This is a genomic window from Paenibacillus sp. UASWS1643 (genome assembly GCF_008693195.1).
Taxonomy (GTDB): domain Bacteria; phylum Bacillota; class Bacilli; order Paenibacillales; family Paenibacillaceae; genus Paenibacillus; species Paenibacillus amylolyticus_B.
In genome coordinates, this window is sequence record NZ_VXKZ01000104.1 from 16,704 (window position 1) to 32,652 (window position 15,949).

Consider the following 15,949-nt stretch of genomic DNA (forward strand, 5'->3'; position numbering starts at 1 on the left):
AAAACCATGGATTTCATATGGGAGAGGGGTGGAACGGACGATGCGTATTTTGCATACAGGGGACTGGCATTTGGGAAAAACGCTGGAAGGACGAAGCCGACTGCGTGAACAGGAAGATTTCGTTGATGAACTCGTCAGGTTGGCTGATGAGCAGCAGGCGGATGCCATATTGATGGCCGGAGATGTGTATGATTCGGTGAATCCTCCCGCAGCGGCGGAACAACTTTTTTATGAAGCGGCAGCGCGTCTGACGGAGCATGGAAGACCCCTCGTGGTGATTGCAGGAAATCATGATCAGCCAGAGCGTGTGGCTTCTGTGACTCCGCTTGTGAACAGACAGGGCATCACACTCGTAGGGATGCCTACTTCAGAAGCGGTGACTATCCATGCAAAGCGAACCGGAGAAATTGCACAGATTGCCGCATTACCTTATCCTTCTGAAGCCAGATTGAATGAACTGCTGACAACAGATGGGGACGAAAATGTGCTTCGTCAGGCATACAGTCACCGTGTGGGGATGTTAATGCAGCGTCTGGCAGCTTCTTTTCGCCCGGATACCGTGAACTTGGCCATGAGTCATATCTATGTGCTCGGCGGTCTTGAGAGTGATTCGGAACGTCCGATTCAGATCGGTGGGGCCTACACGGTGGATCCTTCGTCTTTATCGACTGGTGCGCAATACACGGCGCTTGGGCATCTTCATCGTGCACAGGCTGTCAAAGGAGACGGTGTGATTCGATATAGCGGCTCTCCGCTGGCTTACAGCTTCTCGGAAGCAGGGCAGAGCAAGTCTGTCACGATGGTTGATCTGGCACCGGGCGGAGCTGCACAGGTAGAGGAAGTTTTGTTAACATCCGGGCGTCCGCTTGTTCGTTGGCAGGCGCGTGGTGGTCTGGCAGAAGTATATCGCTGGCTGGATGAGGGACGTGATCCACAGGCTTTTATCGACATGGAAGTGTGGCTGGACGAGGCGATGTCCCTGAAGGAGATTCAGCAGCTGCGAAAATCACATGAAGGTATCATTCATATTCGCCCGGTGTATCCCGAAATGGCTGCAGCAGGGCTTTTGGAACAACGATCCGAGCTGCCGGTCCACGAACTGTTCCGTAAATTTTATCAGCGTCAGACGGGTGGTGCACAGCCGGAAGACAGCCTGGTACAGCTTTTCCTGGAACTTGTGGATGAAGACGAGCCAGGTGTGCGTGAGGAGGTCGAGGAAAGATGAAGCCAATTCTATTAAAAGTTGCCGGACTGCAAAGTTATCGGGAGATGCAGGAGATTGATTTTACCGTGCTGACGGAGACGGGACTATTCGGTATTTTCGGTCCAACGGGTAGTGGTAAATCTTCCTTGCTCGATGCCATCACACTCGCCATGTACGGAAAAGTGGAACGTGCGGTGAATGGGACGCAAGGTATTATGAACCATGCAGAGGATTCGTTGTCGGTTGCTTTTACATTTGAACTGATGTCGGCAGAGGGGACTCGAAGATTTCGTGTAGAGCGACGATTCAAACGAAATAATGAAGTGTCGGTGAGTAACACGATCAGCAAATTCATAGAGACGGTTAATGGCGAAGAACAGGTACTTGCCGACAAATTGGCAGATGTGAATCGCTGCGTTGAAGATGTGATCGGTTTGAAGATGGATGATTTTACACGGGCAGTGGTGCTTCCGCAAGGGAAGTTTGCCGAGTTTTTGTCACTCAAAGGCAGTGAACGTCGCCAGATGCTGCAACGATTATTCCACTTGGAGAAATATGGGGACCAGTTGGCCATCAAATTAAGCCGGCGGGTCAAGGATAATGATATGGTTCACCAATCTCTTGCTGCGGAGCAACAGGGACTGGGCAATGCCAGCAAGGAGACGCTCGAAGAAACGAAACGTCTTCTTCAAACCGCTGTTCAGCAGTCTGAATTGTCCCGCAAAGCGCTGGATGAAGCTGCGAAGGAAGCTGAACAGCTGGGCAAAATTCGTGAGTTAAGTAACGAACGGCAGGCCCGGATGGATGAACAGCAGAAGCTGAAAGCACTGGAACCACAGATAGAGGCAGGCGAACAACGGCTGAAACAATCCGTTGCGGCAGATGCAATACTGCCTGCGCTGCAGACGGTTCGAGATGCCAAGGCTACACAGAAGCAACGGCAGGATACCGCCGAGACAGCTCATCAGCAAGCACTGGAACATGAGCGTCTGGCTGTTCAGGAAGCGGAGAAGGCTGAGACGGCACGCAAGCAAATGACTGAGGAAGAACCGAAACTTTTGCTGCGCCTGGAGCAACTTGAACAAGCGAAAGAGCTTCAACGGGAACGAGACGGGCTTCAGGCCGATTGCTCACGCCTCGCGCAGCTTCTGGAAAAGGGGCGAAGCGAACAGACTGCACTTGGACAGCAGCTTGAGAAAGAAAAGGAGCTGCAGCAGCGCGGGCGCAAACGGCGTGAGGAACTACAGGAGAGCCTCAAGCCAAATGAAGTGAAGTCAGAGGAACGCAGGCAACTTCAAGCTGCGCTTGAACTGAAACATCGTGTGGATACTGCCGCGGAGCAGTTGCAGCAAAACAAGGCTGACATGCAAGCCTATAAGCAGTCGGCAGAACAGGGAGCCGACAAGCTGAAAGCGGCGGCTGAGGAAGAAAAACGCCTGAGTGATCAGCGTCAGCATCTGGTAGAACAGGCGTCAGCAGGTCTTGAGGCCTTGCTTGCCTGTGAGCAGGATATTAGCCGGGAACAAAGCTTGCTGGCCCTTGCGGAGGAACAGCTGCGTGCCACAATGCGTGAGCAGGAGTTGCACCGGCTGTCCTCCGCCTTGCGCGCCGAGCTGCACGACGGCGAGCCATGCCCGGTGTGCGGCTCGCCGCATCACCCACTCCCGGCTGCGCCGCCGGGAGAAGGTCCGCACGCAGGCGATGCGGACCTGGAACTGCTGCGCAGCCTGCACGCGGAGCTGCAGGAGCTGCGCTTTGGGCTGCGCCAGCAGCTGCACGAACGTCGCAGCCTGCTGACGCAGCTTGGCGCTGCGGCCGGCGAAGCTCCTGCCGCAGCCGAGGCCGCGCCTTCGGCAGCGGAGCCCGAGCCCGCCGGAGCGCCCGAACACGGGCGCTCCCCGGCAGGCTGGGCATCGCGTGCCGCGGCGCTGCGCGAAGCCGCGCAGGCGCTGGGTGCCGCAGCAGCGCCGCTCCAGGCCGAAGCCGCCGCGTTGCAGCAGGCGGCTGTGGGCGCGCAGCAGCGCCGCATGGAAGCGGCAGCTGCGCAAGAGGCCGGCCGTGCCGGGCTCGCCCAGGCGGAGCGCAAGCTGGCCGAGAGCGAGGCCGCTGCGGCTGCCTTGCAGGGCCGCTGGGCCGCGGAACTGCCGGGCATCGCTCAGGAGGAGGCCAAGGCCCTCTATCAGGCGATGCAGGAGCGCGACGCACGCGCCGAAGACATCAAGGAACGTCTGAATAAAAGCGTGACGTTCCTTGAGGAAAAAGACCAAATCATTCAATCTCTCCAGCAGAAGCTGGTTGAATTGGACAAACAACTGATTCAGTGGCAAACGGAGTGGCAGGGCAATAGCAAACAGCTGGCCGAGAAGGAAGAACGCTTGCGCCAATGGGTCGGAGAGAAGCGGGTAGAAGATCTGATTGCTTCGGCTCAGGCTCGTCTGGATGGACTGCGGAAAACAGCTTCGGACTCGGCACAACGCTTCAAAGAGGCGGACACGCTGAAGCAGGAATCAGCCAAGAAAGACGTTATGGCTCAGCAGGCAGCCGCCTCGGCCACAGAACATCTGCAACAGGCACAGGAACGGTGGAAGCAATTGCTGGAACAATCCCCGTTTGACTCGGATGATGCTGTTGTGTCTGCGGCAATTCCTTCCGAGGAAGCAGAGCGACTGGCAGGGGAGATCAAGCAACACCGTGAACGTGAGCGTGAACTGGCATCCCAGTTGCGTGAATTGGAACAAAAACTGGATGGAGCTGTCGTATCGGAGGAACAGTGGTTAGCCTGCACCGTACGTTTGCAGCAGGTCCGGATTGAGGATGAAGCTGCCCTTCGTGCCAAAGCACGTGCAGAACGTGATCTGGAGGATGTGGAGCAGCGACATGTTCGCTGGACCGAACTTGAGAACAAGCGGGTGGAGGTCAGCCGTCAAGGCGAACTGCTGAGCAAGCTGCAATCCGCGTTTAGAGGCAATGCTTTTGTTGAGTATATTGCCGAAGAACAACTGATGCAGGTTAGTCATGCGGCATCTCAGCGTCTGCGTTTCCTGACCAAACAACGTTATTCACTGGAGGTGGATTCCGGTGGTGGTTTTGTGATCTGTGATGATGCCAACGGGGGAGTCAAACGACCGGTATCAACGTTGTCAGGTGGCGAGACGTTTTTGACCTCATTGTCGCTGGCCTTGGCACTGTCGGCCCAGATTCAGCTGCGAGGTCAGTACCCACTTCAATTCTTCTTCCTGGATGAAGGGTTTGGTACCCTTGATCCTGAACTGTTGGATACCGTCATTACATCTTTGGAAAAGTTGCATGACGACCGATTGGCTGTTGGTGTAATCAGTCACGTGCCTGAACTGCGTGCACGCTTGCCGCGCAAACTTGTGGTAATTCCGGCAGGGGAGGCCGGAAACGGCTCACGTGTGGTCTTGGAGACTCTGTAGAGGGCAAATGTGTAAGCAATATAGATCATAGAAGCGCCTCTAATAGTCCATGCAAAATGAATATTAGAGGTTGTTCAAAAAGTCCGCTTTTGATTACGAATGGTGCCTAGCGGCATCATCAACATCGAATATGGAATTCAGCCGAAATAAGCGTCTTTTTGATACTGAAAACCGCCTTTTTTAAACACGCACTATTACCGAATATTATTTTTGTGAAAATATTTCTTTTCTTGCTTTTATAACTTAGCGGAGTGAGTTACATCACAGATACAGGTTCATCCCGCTGTTATACTACAGTTAAGCCGACAAACTTTATTTTAGTACCCCGGCGGACATCTGATCAGGACGTTTCCTGAATAGATGTCCGCGCAGCAGCCTTCCAAGGAAGCCGCTCACGGGGTGCTTCTTTTTTGTGTTTTCTCGTCAGTAGTGTCAATTCGCCCAGTTCTGAATACCATGAAAAGGTGATCAAGAGCAGAATCAGGGAGGCGTTGGCAAGTGGAAAAAGTGGAAGCGAAGAAAATATGCAAGGAACACATGCACCGTTATGTATGTGTACAGATGAATGACGGTATGCACTACGATGGCATTATGGAAAATGTGGATGACGAAATGATTTACCTGGCTGTTCCGGTTGGGCCGGAAGCCATGGTGAATCATGCAAACTGGCCTCCAAATGCAATGCCTGGAGCAAACTATCCGATAGGTCATACTCGCGGATTTTATCCAGGTTACGGCTACCCTACACCTTATCCGTATTATGGTTATGGCCGTAGACGTTTTAACCGACTGGTGCTCCCGTTATTTGCGCTTACAGCGTTAACCCTTTTACCGTACTATTGAAATTAAAAAAAACAGGCATAACTACAGTGATTCATTCTCATGCTTCTTATGAAATCTCGAAAGTAACTAGCTGAGGATGGATGTTTCATTCATGGTACCGTACAGCATGAATTAGAGAGGTCTTATCACATACAGAGTCTCAGCCTGATGTATCGCAACAGTCATTGCAATACAACTGGCAACATACGAACATCCAAAAGGTCATGCTGTGCAGAAGCGTACTTCTGTATGGCATGACCTTTTTTTGAACCTAATTAGTGTAAGGTCGATGATGAACGGATGGCACAACGAGTGTATTTAAACCTGCTTAAAGCAGAAGCGGGCCTTAACGTGTCCGCAGCAGAGGCGTACCGCATCCTGAATATGCGAGAATGTGCCTATGTGTGAGCAAACATTAAGAAACCCCAAATTTTAATTCTCCATTCCGATAAAAAGCTTCGCTTCTGGTGGAATCGATGCTGTTCTCTTGCCCACGGTTGGAGGAGTAGAGCATGATGTGAGCGCTGACGAATCTGAGACACGTTATAACCGAATAAAGAGCCGCTTTCAGCATTTTTTGAGGTTATTTCGGGAAATAACGTGCCTGATGTTCCTTATAATTTCAAATGTGGGTCTGACAGCCAAATAAGATGCCCTGTGTTCCTTAGAACATCGTCAATTTCCTATTCGCAATTTTCAGTCAGCATGGACTTCAAAATGCCCTCAACTTAATGCAAATTTCAAATCCTCAAGTAAATCCTCAACATCCTCGATTCCAACGGAGATCCGAATCAAACCATCCGTGATCCCCAATTCTTGCCGACGTACATAGGGAATGGATAGTTGACCTACCTTACCTGATAGTATGCCTAGAGATTGGACGTGGGTTTGTACTTCTAGTATGATAGAAGGGAATACATACACTGGAATACAAAGGAGGGTATGAACTATGGATTGCTTATTTTGCAAAATTGTAGAGGGCACCATTCCCTCCAATAAAGTACTAGAGAATGACCATGTTATCGTTTTTCATGACATCCAGCCCGCTGCACCGACGCATGTTCTTGTCATTCCGAAGAAACATATTGCTTCTATGAATGAAGTTACTGCAGAAGATCTGCCATTGATCGGCGAGATTCATCTGGCTGCTCAAGAAGCGGCGAAGCGTCTTGGCGTGGAGGAAACAGGATATCGCTTGATCAACAATTGTGGTAAGGATGGAGAACAAACCGTTCATCATCTGCATTACCATTTGTTGGGTGGTACCAGACTTGGCGTGTTGACAAGTCTGTCCGATTCTCACAAATAAACGAGCTAATGGGTACTAATATTGAGGATTTAGTCATATGCATTAAATCCACGAATGTGTGACCAAATGCTTATATAATGAATTCATTTCATAATACCTTTGAGTTATAAAATGGATTCAAATAAGTGATCATTACATTGAGGTTGACACCTTTATTATCTTTCGCCTATAATGTAAGATGATGAACCGTGTTATTGCTCTTGGACGGTCTGGTCGGAGGGAGGGAAAACTGGTGTCTGAAACTAAAGTTCGCAAAAACGAGACTATTGATGCTGCACTTCGTCGTTTTAAACGCTCCATCGCTAAAGATGGCGTATTGGCTGAGGTGAAGAAACGTAAGCATTATGAGAAGCCAAGCGTAAAGCGCAAGAAAAAGTCCGAGGCTGCTCGTAAGAGAAAGTTTTAGGAGGATTTTAACTACATGAATCTTAGCGAACGATTGAACGAAGATATGAAGCAAGCGATGAAGAGTAAGGACAAGTTCAGACTCTCCAACATTCGGTTGATTCGTTCGACGATCAAGAATCTTGAAATAGATTTGAAAAGAGATTTGGATGACAACGAAGTGCTTGATATCCTGAGTCGTGAAATCAAACAGCGCAAAGATGCCCTCCAAGAATTTGACAAAGCGGGCCGTGAAGATCTCGCGGCAAATGCAAAAGCGGAAATTGAAGTACTCATCCAGTACCTTCCCACACAGCTTACCGAAGAAGAAATTAAAGTTATTGTACAGCAGACCATCCAGGAAACCGGTGCTTCTTCGAAAGCCGAGATGGGGAAAGTCATGGCGGCCCTTATGCCTAAAGTTAAAGGCAAAGCGGACGGCAAACTGGTAAATCAAGCAGTTCAACAATTTCTGCAATAAAGCAAATCAATAAACACCTTCTGACTTGTCAGGAGGTGTTTTTTCCATTTATCAAAAGGTATGATGTCCTTGTTATAACGGAATTTCTTTTTAATGGTTAATATATATTATTATGGATTTCTATTCTTGCAATTGATCGAGTTTTCAAATATAATTTTAAGATTTTGAAACGAAATGTTGCATTGCACGTAATAAATACCATAAGCTGGACAGTATAACATTAATGGAAAAGGGGGGACTATTGTGAAGGGAAAGCGCCGGAAGAAGCTTACGGGGCCATTGATGCTCTTAATGCTGCTGACGCTGTTGCTTCCTGTCTGGATTGGATCACCGTCAGCGCATGCAGCTGAGAAGAGTGGCGCCGTATATATTATTCCGGTTGATAAACCAATCGAGCAGGGGCTTGGCAAGTTCATGGAACGCGGGTTCAAGCAAGCAGAAGAGATGAATGCTGGACTGATCGTTCTTGATATCAATACGCCGGGAGGCCGTGTCGACACTGCAGAAGCATTGGGTACCCTGATCAAGGACAGTCCGATTGAGACTGTTGCATTTGTTCGTGGAGATGCTGCTTCAGCCGGGAGTTTTCTGGCTCTGAATGCAGATAAGATCGTAATGTCACCAGGCAGTATGATTGGTGCGGCAGCCATGGTGGACAGTACGGGTAAACATGTTGATGATCCAAAGCTTGTTGCATTCTGGAAAAGCAAAATGCAGGGAGCGGCAGAAATCAGTGGTCGTGATGGCAAGATTGCAGCTGGAATGACGGATGTTAACATCGTTGTTGAAATGCCAGAGATTAATAAAACCAAGCAAAAAGGTGAAATTATTGCTCTCTCGGCTGAAGAAGCGCTGAAAGTTGGTTATGCCGACCACATCAGCAACACACCGGAAGAAGCGGTAGCTTGGCTCGGTTACAGCCAGGATGATGTATTTAAGGTAGAACGGACGACAGCAGAAAACATCTCATCCTTTCTTACCAATCCGGTTGTCATGACCATATTGTTGTTCCTCGGAATCGCAGGTGTGGCCATTGAATTGATCGTTCCTGGGTTCGGAGTACCTGGTATTGTCGGTATTGTATGTTTTGTCCTGTATTTCTCAGGAAATTACGTTGCCGGTTTTGCAGGAGCAGAGACATGGGTATTGTTCACTGTTGGACTCATCTTGATGATTCTGGAGATGTTCATACCAAGCATGGGTATTTTGGGTATCCTGGGATCAATTTCGCTTGTTGCAGGTGTTGTGAGGGCTGCTTATGATACGAGTGATGCATTCGTTTCCTTGGGTATCGCTTTCGGAGCCGCATTGGTAGTGATTGCGATTATCGCAGTACTGTTTAAAGATCGAGGGATATGGAATCGATTCATACTGAGTGACAGTCTGTCAGCTGAGCGTGGATACTCATCCGCTACCGAGCGTAAAGAGTTGATTGGACTGCAAGGCATTAGTCTCACACCACTTCGACCTTCTGGAACAGCGATGTTTGAAGGAGAACGAATTGATGTTGTAACAGATGGTGATTTCATTCCGGTTGACACCCCGATTATTGTGATTAAAGCGGAAGGTACCCGGATTGTGGTTCAGCAAGCATTACCGGTGTAAACCCGCTCTGTTGTCGAAGTGCTTAATACTTCGGCAATGTACATAACCACTTGGCTTAAACAGTCAGCGATGTGGTGCATTCTTCAAACGAGCAGTAATTCATAAAATCTGCTCGGATGTATTTATCAAATTCAAATAACAAATGGAGGAATTATCACATGGACACATCTATGATCACGATTTTGCTCATTGCGGTAGTAGGTATTATCGTATTGAGCGTATTCTTCAGCTTTTTCCCGGTTATGCTCTGGGTATCAGCGATTGCATCCGGTGTAAGGGTAAGTATTATCACGCTGGTAGCAATGAGACTGAGACGTGTAACGCCTAGCCGAATTGTAAATCCAATGATCAAAGCAACCAAAGCAGGTCTTCAATTGTCAATGAACCAACTGGAGAGTCACTTCCTGGCGGGTGGTAACGTTGACCGTGTTGTAAATGCCCTGATTGCTGCACAACGTGCAAACATTCCGCTGGAGTTCGAACGCGCTGCTGCCATTGACCTCGCAGGCCGTGACGTGTTACAGGCCGTGCAGATGAGTGTAAACCCCCGTGTAATTGAAACACCGGTTGTATCTGCAGTAGCAAAAGATGGTATTGAAGTTAATGTTCGAGCACGGATTACAGTTCGAGCAAATATTGATAGACTCGTTGGTGGTGCTGGTGAAGAAACAATCATCGCCCGTGTTGGTGAAGGTATCGTAAGTACAAACGGTTCCTCTAACTCTCACAAAGACGTTCTGGAAAATCCCGATATGATCTCGCGTACGGTCTTGTCCAAAGGACTGGACTCAGGGACTGCATTTGAGATCCTGTCCATTGATATTGCGGACGTCGATGTAGGTAAGAACATTGGTGCCTTCTTGCAAACAGAGCAGGCAGAAGCTGACAAACGAATCGCTCAGGCTAAAGCGGAAGAGCGTCGTGCAATGGCCGTGGCACAAGAGCAAGAGATGAAAGCGCGCGTAGTGGAAATGAGAGCCCGCGTTGTTGAGTCTGAATCGGCGGTACCACTTGCAATGGCAGAGGCTTTGCGTAGTGGGAAAATTGGTGTGATGGACTACATGAATCTCAAAAATATTGAAGCAGATACTCAAATGCGCAATACATTGGGAAAACCTGGTGAAGGTTCGAATTCCAACGATCAGGGTGATTCCAAAAACGGAAGATAGGCGGTGAGTGCATATGGGCCTATTCGAATGGATTTTTGATAACTTGTACATTGTGGCTGTTGTCGGTTTTGCGCTCTTCTCATTCTTGGGGAAAGCTGCCAAATCGGCTGATCCGAACAAAAAGCGTCCTGCCAACGGGATGCCTACGTTTGGAGGCGGCGGTGATTCAGACCGGGAAGAACGCTCAAGAGACAATTCATCTCCGCAGCAGTCTTCCGGACATACTGATCCCCGTTATGATGAACAGTATGACGATCGGTACGAAGACGAACAATATGAGAATCAGTATGGTCAGCCATATTCTGAGAATGCTCCTTCTTCTCCGTCCGCAAGTGACTACAGAAGTGAGAACTCTTTGAGCCGCATGGAAAGCTCACTTGATCAACAAAAGAAAGATCTGGAACGACAGGAACGATTGATTCAGGAGCGATTAAATCGCTTCTCGAATGCAAATAAACCAGTTGTGTCTGATTCGAGTTGGGATGAGACCAATATCGATGAATCGGGAGCATCTCCGCTTCGCCCTGCCGATATTCGTACAGGTGTGTTGTGGGCAGAAGTACTGGGTCCTCCTCGTTCCAAACAGCCGTTTGGTACAAGAGGGAAACTGTAAACAAGTCTTCATAATGAACAGAAAATAGAGCCGTCTCTGGTGCGCAGAAAGCAGCCAGAGACGGCTTTTTCTGTGTTCCTTGCTTTTTTCTCAACATTCGTACCTAACACGACCCGGAATTTTCATAAATTCTTGAATCTGCGCATAAGTTGAACTGTAGAGGAAGGGGGAAGACCTTCGAATGACCCGGATCAGCCGCAAGCTGCGCAGATGGACCAGTGAGGTGTTGGATCTGCCGCAGGATGTGCTTTATGATATGCCACGGTTAACCCTGATCGGCAGTAAGCAACTGTATATAGAGAATCATCGCGGTGTCATCCATTTCACACCGGATCGCATCGTGCTCGCTCTTTCCCAAGGCCAGTTGGAGATCAAAGGAACTGCCTTGGTGATACGTAACATTTTGCCGGATGAAGTAGCTGTTGAAGGAACGATTCTGGATATTCATATGAATGGAGTGGAGGGGAACGGATGAAGCAGCCCAGTCTGTATAAACTGCGGGGAGCAGTCCGAATCACGGTCACTGGGGGAGACATTGAAACATTGATCAACACGGTGGCAGAGCAGGGACTGGAAGTGTGGAACCTGCGTGCTCACGATGGACGCGTGGCAGAGATGAACATTCTGCTGCCGCATTTTTTCAGGTTGCGTCCTGTGTTGAAACGGACAGGCTGCAGGGTGAAAGTAACCCATCGCAGCGGTTTCCCTTTTTTTGCAGCTCGATTATTACGTAGGAAGTTCTTTCTTGGGGGGATGCTGTTTTTTGTCGCAGCTTTGTTTACATTGTCGTCCATGGTATGGGATGTGGAGGTCAAGGGTAACGTCACCATTCCTACGGACGAGGTGCTCGCAGCAGCGAAGAAAGAAGGGATATATCCTTTCCAATGGGGGTTCCGTTTGCAAAGCCAAGACAAGCTCTCTAGGCAGCTTGCACTCGCTCTGCCGGATGTAACCTGGATTGGCGTGAGCAAAGAGGGGACAACCATTACCATTCAGGTCGTAGAATCGGCGCAACCCAAGCGCGAACCATTACTGAACCCTAGACATCTGATTAGCAAGTCAGATGCTGTTGTCACTCAAATCTATGCGGAGCAGGGACGCCCTGTAGTTCAGAAGGACATGCGGGTCAAAAAGGGTCAGGTATTGATCTCGGGGATTCTCGGGGATGAGGAGAACACCAAAACCATCGTTGCCAAAGGTGAAGTTCGTGGTCTGGTGTGGCGTGAGTATCAGGTAGAGGTTCCACTGGTGCAAAAACATAATACAATGACAGGTGAAAGCAAAGAACGTTTTTACATGGTGCTGGGGAATTGGGCGATCCAGCTGTGGGGGTATGGAAGTACACCGTTCAGTTCATTTGATACAGAAAGTAATCATAAACCATTGACGTGGCGATCCTTTACACTTCCTATGGGTTGGCTGACAGAGAAAGATCTGGAGACCCGAGAGCATGAGCAACAACAGACGATAGAATGGGCCAGAACAAAAGGATTGGAAGGAGCAAGGAACGATATTATCGCCAAAAACGGCAAAGGCACAAAAATTATAAGTGAAAAAATTTTGCATGAGAAGAAAGAGAATGGTAAAGTTTATATGAAAGTCTTATTTGAAGTAGAAGAAAGCATTGCGGAAGAACTTCCGCTAGTCCATAGTCAAGGAGAATGAGGATATTTGTCAGAGCAAACACGCAGCATACAAATCTCGCTCCAGAGTGCGGGAGAGGGCCAATCTCTTTTTGGACCCCAAGATACTTTTCTTAAACTGATTGAATCCGAGATTCCCGCCCAGATTGCATCCCGTGAAGCGGAGATTGTGATTTTTGGCAACGCACAGCAGGTGGAATCGCTTGAACAATTATTTGATGTGTTACTGCAATTGATACGCAACGGATATGTGTTAACTGAAAGAGATGTGAAGTATGCAATTGAACTTGCCAAGGATATGCGGGCAGACCAGCTATTGGATCTGTTCAAAGGCGAGATTACTACGACATACAGAGGTAAACCAATCCGTGTTAAAACCATTGGACAGAAGCACTATGTAACTACAATTAAAAAACGTGATATTGTATTTGGCATTGGTCCAGCCGGTACAGGTAAGACCTATCTTGCTGTTGTACTGGCTGTTGCCGCAATTAAAGAAGGCAGCGTGAAGCGAATTGTACTCACACGGCCTGCTGTTGAAGCGGGCGAGAGTCTTGGGTTTTTGCCAGGGGATCTTCAGGAGAAGGTAGACCCGTATCTGAGACCGCTGTACGATGCCCTGTATGACGTTATGGGACAGGAACAGACCGCTAAGGCACTGGAACGTGGGTTAATCGAAATTGCACCACTTGCCTACATGCGGGGGCGTACGCTGGATGACTCCTTCATCATTCTCGATGAAGCACAGAACACAACACCGGAACAGATGAAGATGTTTCTGACCCGTCTTGGTTTTGGCTCCAAAATGGTCATCACCGGAGACGTGACACAGATTGATTTACCGCGTGGTAAGAAATCCGGGCTTGTGGAAGCGAATACGATCTTAAACGAAGTTAACGAGATTGGATTTGTCTATTTTGCCGAGCAAGATGTTGTACGGCATTCCCTTGTCCAGAAAATTATCGTGGCTTACAACCACGCCGCAGAAAATCAAGCATAGAAAGGGATTGTCTAAAGTGACCTCGAAGGAACCGTCAAAAGGCAAATCTTTTCAGAATAAGGCTACAGGATGGAAGTATAGCGTGTGGGTACGCTATCTTCTGTTTTTGTTTCTGGTGATTCTTTTCTACGTGAGTTTGGCTTCCAAGCTGCTCCCTGAGCGCTATGATATTCAGGAAGGGACACGGAGTGAAGTGGACATTGCTGCGCCCATGCAGATTCCGAATAACAAGGCCACACTCAAAGCACAGGAAGAAGCTGCTGAACGGGTACAGCCGATATTTCAGATTGTCCAGTTGCGAAACGAAAATTTGATGACTACCCTGCTTGACCGTGTAGATCGATTAAATCAGGATGATCAGATTTCAAGTCAGGACAAGATTGATATTTATAAGGATGAAATTCCGCAGCGCCAGAAGGATTTTGTGACCAACTATATCAATAATAATCGGAAAGCCGGTACATACTCCGAGACTCTTTTGGAAGAGATCAGAAATGTGGTACAGGAGCAAAGCTACCGTATTCCCGAAGAAACTTACATCAAAATCTCGCGTCTGACATCGGATGATATCCAGGAGATGAAACCGGTTGCGAGGGATATTGTTGCCCGGTTAATGACGGATCAGATCAGCGATGCAACCACTGCCCGTGCCAAAGTAGCTGAGATGGTGAGTGTCAGCTCTCTTGGTAAGCGAACGCAACGTGAGGTCGTGCAAGAGCTTGCTCGCCTCGTGGTGACCGCTAACCGCTTCTACGATGAAGAGGGAACCAAGGAAGCGAAAGTTCAGGCGCGTGAGAACACGCAAACCGTCTTTATCAAGCAAGGGGACACATTAGTTGCCAAGGGTGAGATGATCACCCCGGAGATGTATACTTTGCTGGGTGAAAATGATTTGCTGAAAAATGAAGTGAACTACTGGCCGCAGCTTGGACTTCTTATGTTTTCCTGCCTGTTGTCGGCAGCCATTCTGATGTATATTCAGCAAGGCAGCGGAACGCATTTCAAATATAATAATGCGCAGCTGTTGATGCTTGTTCTCATTTTTATTATTACGATTGTAGTTATGCATGTGACGGCGATTATCCAGACCAATGAGAGGTCTTATGTTGGCTTCCTTGCACCTGTTGCGGTAGGAGCGATGTTAATTGCCTTGTTACTGGATACCTCGCTTGCCTTTGTATGTTCGATATTGATCGGTATGTTGTCCAGCATCATTTTGAATACCCATCAGGGTCAGCTTTTTGACTTCGAATTAGGTTTCTTCGCTGTATTGGTTTCATTTGTTGCGATCTTCGCAACTCATAAGGCTAGCCAGCGATCAACGATCCTGAAAGGAGCCATTATGGTCTGTCTGTTCGGGTCCATAGCCGTCTTCACCTTGGCTTTGATTGACTCGGGCGATTGGAATCGAACTACGACACTGTATGGCGTTGGGTTTGCATTTGCTGGTGGCGTACTGACTGCGATTTTGGTTATTGGGCTGATGCCATTTTTTGAAACTTCATTTGGCATCTTGTCAGCGCTCAAACTGGTAGAACTCTCTAATCCGAACCATCCGCTTCTACGCAAGTTGCTGACGGAGACACCGGGTACCTATCATCACAGCGTTATGGTAGGCAATCTGTCCGAAGCAGCAGCAGAAGCCATAGGAGCTAACGGATTGCTCTGCCGAGTGGGTTCGTATTATCATGATATTGGCAAGACGAAGCGCCCCATCTATTTTATTGAAAATCAGAACAATATGGAGAATCCGCATGATTCAATTGATCCGAAACTGAGCAAATCCATTATCGTTGCCCATGCACGCGATGGGGTGGAAATGCAGAAGGATTACAAGCTGCCCAAACCTATTCGGGATATCGCGGAACAGCATCACGGCACAACATTTCTCCACTATTTTTATCACAAAGCAATGCGTCAGGCGGAAGAAGCAGGCGTTGAGCCTGATTTCACGGAAGAAGATTTCCGTTATCCTGGGCCGAAGGCTCAGTCCAAGGAATCGGCTATTGTTGGCATTGCTGATAGTGTGGAGGCTGCTGTGAGATCTTTGCGCAAACCGACAGTGGATCAAGTGGAGTCCATGATTGAGAAGATTATTAAAGGGCGATTGGACGATCATCAATTCAATGATTGTGACCTTACGATGCGTGAACTGGATATCGTCGCCAGAACATTGAAGGAAACGGTGATGGGTATCTTCCACTCCAGGATAGAATATCCGGAGGAGATTAAGAAACCAAAGCCAACTTCACCCGAAGCAGGCTAATAATATGAGTAGACAG

General features: G+C 48.5%; 13 protein-coding genes and 1 pseudogene. 13 read left to right on the top strand and 1 reads right to left on the bottom strand.

Annotated elements, in window-relative coordinates:
• Window positions 1-40 precede the first annotated feature (40 nt).
• The 3 genes from FE296_RS10775 to FE296_RS10785 all read left to right on the top strand — a co-directional run bounded on the left by FE296_RS10775 (window position 41) and on the right by FE296_RS10785 (window position 5,484).
• Window positions 41-1,225 carry an exonuclease SbcCD subunit D gene (locus FE296_RS10775; RefSeq protein ID WP_150364949.1) on the top strand — a complete coding sequence of 395 codons (1,185 nt, stop codon included), beginning with the start codon at window positions 41-43 and terminating at the stop codon, window positions 1,223-1,225.
• The gene (locus tag FE296_RS10780) at window positions 1,222-4,641 is read left to right on the top strand and encodes an SbcC/MukB-like Walker B domain-containing protein (protein ID WP_150364950.1); all 3,420 of its coding nucleotides are present in this window, start codon (window positions 1,222-1,224) and stop codon (window positions 4,639-4,641) included. Before FE296_RS10775 ends, FE296_RS10780 begins: the two co-directional genes overlap by 4 nt.
• 498 nt (window positions 4,642-5,139) lie before the next feature.
• Window positions 5,140-5,484, top strand: coding sequence for a hypothetical protein (locus FE296_RS10785; protein ID WP_150364951.1), 345 nt, complete (start codon window positions 5,140-5,142; stop codon window positions 5,482-5,484).
• Window positions 5,485-6,186: 702 nt separating this feature from the next.
• Here FE296_RS10785 and FE296_RS33250 read toward each other — a convergent pair.
• Window positions 6,187-6,309, bottom strand: a pseudogene (locus FE296_RS33250) (PLP-dependent transferase); the annotation flags it as partial.
• A 103-nt stretch (window positions 6,310-6,412) separates the two neighbouring features.
• Between FE296_RS33250 and FE296_RS10795 the strand changes: the two are divergent.
• The 10 genes from FE296_RS10795 (at window position 6,413) to FE296_RS10840 (ending at window position 15,933) form a co-directional block, all read left to right on the top strand.
• Window positions 6,413-6,772, top strand: coding sequence for a histidine triad nucleotide-binding protein (locus FE296_RS10795; RefSeq protein ID WP_017687236.1), 360 nt, complete (start codon window positions 6,413-6,415; stop codon window positions 6,770-6,772).
• 232 nt (window positions 6,773-7,004) lie between these two features.
• Window positions 7,005-7,178: a 30S ribosomal protein S21 gene (gene rpsU / locus FE296_RS10800; protein WP_005547957.1), complete on the top strand. Its 174-nt coding sequence runs from the start codon at window positions 7,005-7,007 to the stop codon at window positions 7,176-7,178.
• A 15-nt stretch (window positions 7,179-7,193) separates the two neighbouring features.
• Complete coding sequence (locus tag FE296_RS10805; RefSeq protein ID WP_017687237.1) at window positions 7,194-7,637, top strand: GatB/YqeY domain-containing protein; 444 nt, start codon at window positions 7,194-7,196, stop codon at window positions 7,635-7,637.
• A gap of 282 nt (window positions 7,638-7,919) precedes the next feature.
• Window positions 7,920-9,242 carry an NfeD family protein gene (locus FE296_RS10810; RefSeq protein ID WP_150365005.1) on the top strand — a complete coding sequence of 441 codons (1,323 nt, stop codon included), beginning with the start codon at window positions 7,920-7,922 and terminating at the stop codon, window positions 9,240-9,242.
• 158 nt (window positions 9,243-9,400) lie between these two features.
• Window positions 9,401-10,411, top strand: coding sequence for a flotillin-like protein FloA (gene floA / locus FE296_RS10815; protein ID WP_150364953.1), 1,011 nt, complete (start codon window positions 9,401-9,403; stop codon window positions 10,409-10,411).
• A 13-nt stretch (window positions 10,412-10,424) separates the two neighbouring features.
• Window positions 10,425-11,024, top strand: a complete 600-nt coding sequence (locus FE296_RS10820) for a hypothetical protein (RefSeq protein WP_150364954.1) — start codon at window positions 10,425-10,427, stop codon at window positions 11,022-11,024.
• A 181-nt stretch (window positions 11,025-11,205) separates the two neighbouring features.
• Window positions 11,206-11,499 (top strand): sporulation protein YqfC, encoded by a 294-nt coding sequence (gene yqfC, locus FE296_RS10825; RefSeq protein WP_017687241.1) that lies wholly within the window; start codon window positions 11,206-11,208, stop codon window positions 11,497-11,499.
• A complete protein-coding gene (yqfD, locus tag FE296_RS10830) occupies window positions 11,496-12,689 on the top strand; it encodes a sporulation protein YqfD (RefSeq protein WP_124115980.1) in 1,194 nt (397 codons plus the stop codon). The genes yqfC and yqfD overlap by 4 nt, the downstream gene beginning before the upstream one ends.
• 6 nt (window positions 12,690-12,695) lie before the next feature.
• The gene (locus FE296_RS10835) at window positions 12,696-13,667 is read left to right on the top strand and encodes a PhoH family protein (protein ID WP_017687243.1); all 972 of its coding nucleotides are present in this window, start codon (window positions 12,696-12,698) and stop codon (window positions 13,665-13,667) included.
• A 16-nt stretch (window positions 13,668-13,683) separates the two neighbouring features.
• Window positions 13,684-15,933 carry an HD family phosphohydrolase gene (locus FE296_RS10840; RefSeq protein WP_124116429.1) on the top strand — a complete coding sequence of 750 codons (2,250 nt, stop codon included), beginning with the start codon at window positions 13,684-13,686 and terminating at the stop codon, window positions 15,931-15,933.
• Window positions 15,934-15,949: the final 16 nt, after the last annotated feature.